1 protein-coding gene is annotated in these 2,901 nt (G+C 57.8%); it reads left to right on the top strand.

Going from position 1 to position 2,901, the window contains the following annotated elements:
* Window positions 1-280: 280 nt before the first annotated feature.
* Window positions 281-2,782 carry a FlgD immunoglobulin-like domain containing protein gene (locus QME66_13185; protein ID MDI6809901.1) on the top strand — a complete coding sequence of 834 codons (2,502 nt, stop codon included), beginning with the start codon at window positions 281-283 and terminating at the stop codon, window positions 2,780-2,782.
* Window positions 2,783-2,901: the final 119 nt, after the last annotated feature.

Below are 2,901 nucleotides of genomic sequence, written 5' to 3'. Positions count from 1 at the left end.
GCATCCTGGCCAAAGTCACCAAATGTAAAGAAGCGTTAGACGCACTACACTAGGTGTTGAGAAGTTTCTTGCGCCCGATGGGAGATTCAACATCGAGGCAGTCAGGAGCGCCGGCTACGAAGGGCCGCTGGATGTAAGCGGGTTCAGGACAGCACTCGATCCAGTAACAGGAGGCCCCGTATTCTCGCCGGCTGGCACGAGGGCTCCCTCAGTCGCAGGTGACGAACATTGGTGGAATGGATTCGCCAGGGCCGGAGTAAGCGGCTCCGTCTGGGCAGCAGTGATCTACAACGGAAACCTTGTTGTCGGAGGGTCTTTCACGCACGCAGGGCCGATCCTGGCCGAGCACATAGCAAGCTGGGACGGAACATCGTGGAGTACTCTGGGCACCGGGACGGGTGGTGACGTCCGGGCTCTTCTGGTTCACAACGGAAATCTTGTCGCGGGAGGGTTCTTCTACGATGCGGGCGGGGTAGTTGCCAGCGGCATAGCAAGTTGGAATGGAACATCCTGGTCGGCGCTGGGAACCGGGGTGAACGGCTATATCCTTGCCCTTACTGCTTACGGCGGGAACGTCGTTGCGGGAGGTAACTTTAGCCAGGCGGGTGACAAGTCCGCCGCCAACATAGCAATCTGGAACGGAACATCATGGGATACTCTCGGCGCCGGCGTGAACAACCTTGTAAGGGCTCTTACAGTCTTCGGTGGGAACCTTATCGCAGGCGGCGATTTCACTGAGGCAGGCCGGGCTCCTGCCAACTACATAGCAGCTTGGGACGGAACATCGTGGGCCGCTCTCGGTGCCGGAGTGAATAGCTATGTTCTTGCCCTCACGGGCTTCGATGGAGAGCTCATCGCTGGGGGATACTTCGACCAGGCTGGGGCTATTTCCTGTAACTTTGTTGCGAGCTGGGACGGAACATCGTGGGCCGCTCTCGGCTCCGGATTCAACAACATTGTCTTTGCCCTAGCGGTTTACGATGGGAAGCTCATCGCTGGAGGATACTTTAGCCTCGCAGGGGCTGCCCTGGCCGAGAGGGTTGCAAGCTGGGACGGGAGCTCGTGGAGCGGTGTTGGCAACGCAGTCAATGTTGCAGTTTACTGCTTTGCGGTTTCTCCCACACACCTGATCGCAGGCGGGGCGTTTACTCGCGCGGGAGCGGGCCCGGCGTACTATGTGGCAAGCTGGGACGGGTCATCGTGGAGTGCTTTCCATTGTGCATCGACTGCTGAGGAGGGATTGGATTGGAGTGTGTTGGCCCTTGCGGTCCACAACGGAAAACTCATCGCCGGTGGAATGTTCTCTCAGGCGGGCGGAATAACCGCCAATTACATAGGAAGCTGGGACGGAACCTCCTGGGCAGCCCTCGGCTCGGGAATGAATGGCGAAGTCAATGCTCTTGCAGTTTATGGCGGGGATTTGATCGCCGGAGGTGCGTTCACAGTGGCCTCCTCTCGAGGAAAGCTTGCCGAGGCCGGGGCAGGCGTCAACTACATTGCGCGATGGGATGGAACTTCTTGGAGCCCACTCGGTTCGGGGCTGAGCGATTATGTTTACGCGCTTAGTGTGTACGACGGAAAACTGATTGTGGGAGGAATGTTCAACAGTGCAGGCGGGATCCCGGCTACTACGTGCATAGCAAGCTGGGATGGGACCTCCTGGGGCGCTCTCGGCTCCGGAGTGAACGCCCAGGTCAACTCTCTCGGAGTCTATGGCGCAGACCTCATTGCCGGAGGACACTTCACTGACGCGGGCGGCGTTCCGGCCAACCGCATAGCGAGGTGGAACGGAACATCCTGGGCCGCTCTTGGCAGCGGAGCAAACGACGGTGTCTTTGCACTCGCGACTTATGGAGGAGATCTAGTCGCCGGAGGATACTTTACAGAGATCGGCGGGATCGCGGCAAACCATATAGCGAGCTGGGACGGAACCTCCTGGAGCACTTTCGGCTCCGGAACTAATGGTGACGTAGTTACGCTTGCAGCTTTCGGCGGAAGCCTCATTGCAGGAGGGTCTTTCACTCAGGCAGGTGGAACAGCAGCCGCATCGATAGCGAGCTGGGACGGAACCTCCTGGAGCGCTCTTGGCTCTGGAGTGAACAGCACGGTCAACGCCTCCGCAGTCTATGGGACAAGCCTTATTGCCGGAGGAAGTTTTCGGTTGGCCGGCAGCAGACCCTCGTGGTTCATTGGCCGCTGGGATCCTTCACTTGTGCCAGTGAGCTTGAGCTCGTTCGGCGCGGAGAGAAGCGGCTTGAACGGCATCCTCCGCTGGAAGGTGGCTCCAGAGACCGAGCATGCTTTGTTCCATGTCTATCGCGAGGTCCCGGGTAGGCAACGCGAGCGAATAACCAGTGAGCCGCTCTTCGATTGCCTCGAATACGAGCTCGTGGACTCTCAAGCTCCGATCAATGGCGTCAACTACTGGCTCCTCGCAATCGCGAGGGATGGAGTCCAGACATGGTTTGGCCCTGTCGAGCTCCCTCCTGCCGCTGGAATGAAGGCAGTCTTGACTCTCGCACAGAACCACCCGAATCCCTTCAACCGAAACACCACATTCACTTATTGGCTGCCAAGACCTGGACAGACAATCCTTACAGTCCATGATGCAGAGGGGCATCTGGTAGCTACGCTGGTCAACAGCGTTGAGGGTGCAGGAGCACACTCTGTCACCTGGGATGGCACCAAAGGCAGGAGTACCAAGTTTCCGTCGGGCGTGTATTTCGCCCGGCTTCAATCGCAGAGTGAGACGAGGATTCAGAAGATCGTACTAATAAATTAGGGACAGGCACCTATTTCGTGAAGGCCGGAAAAAGGGGACAGAAACCTGTTTTGAAAATAGGAGACTGTCCCACTGGTGTCCGGTTAACTTGTTCCGTAGTTGCTGTAACTGTTTTGAGA

The sequence above is a fragment of the Candidatus Eisenbacteria bacterium genome, assembly GCA_030017955.1.
Classification (GTDB): domain Bacteria; phylum Eisenbacteria; class RBG-16-71-46; order JASEGR01; family JASEGR01; genus JASEGR01.
This window is presented reverse-complemented; position numbering and strand designations above follow the sequence as displayed.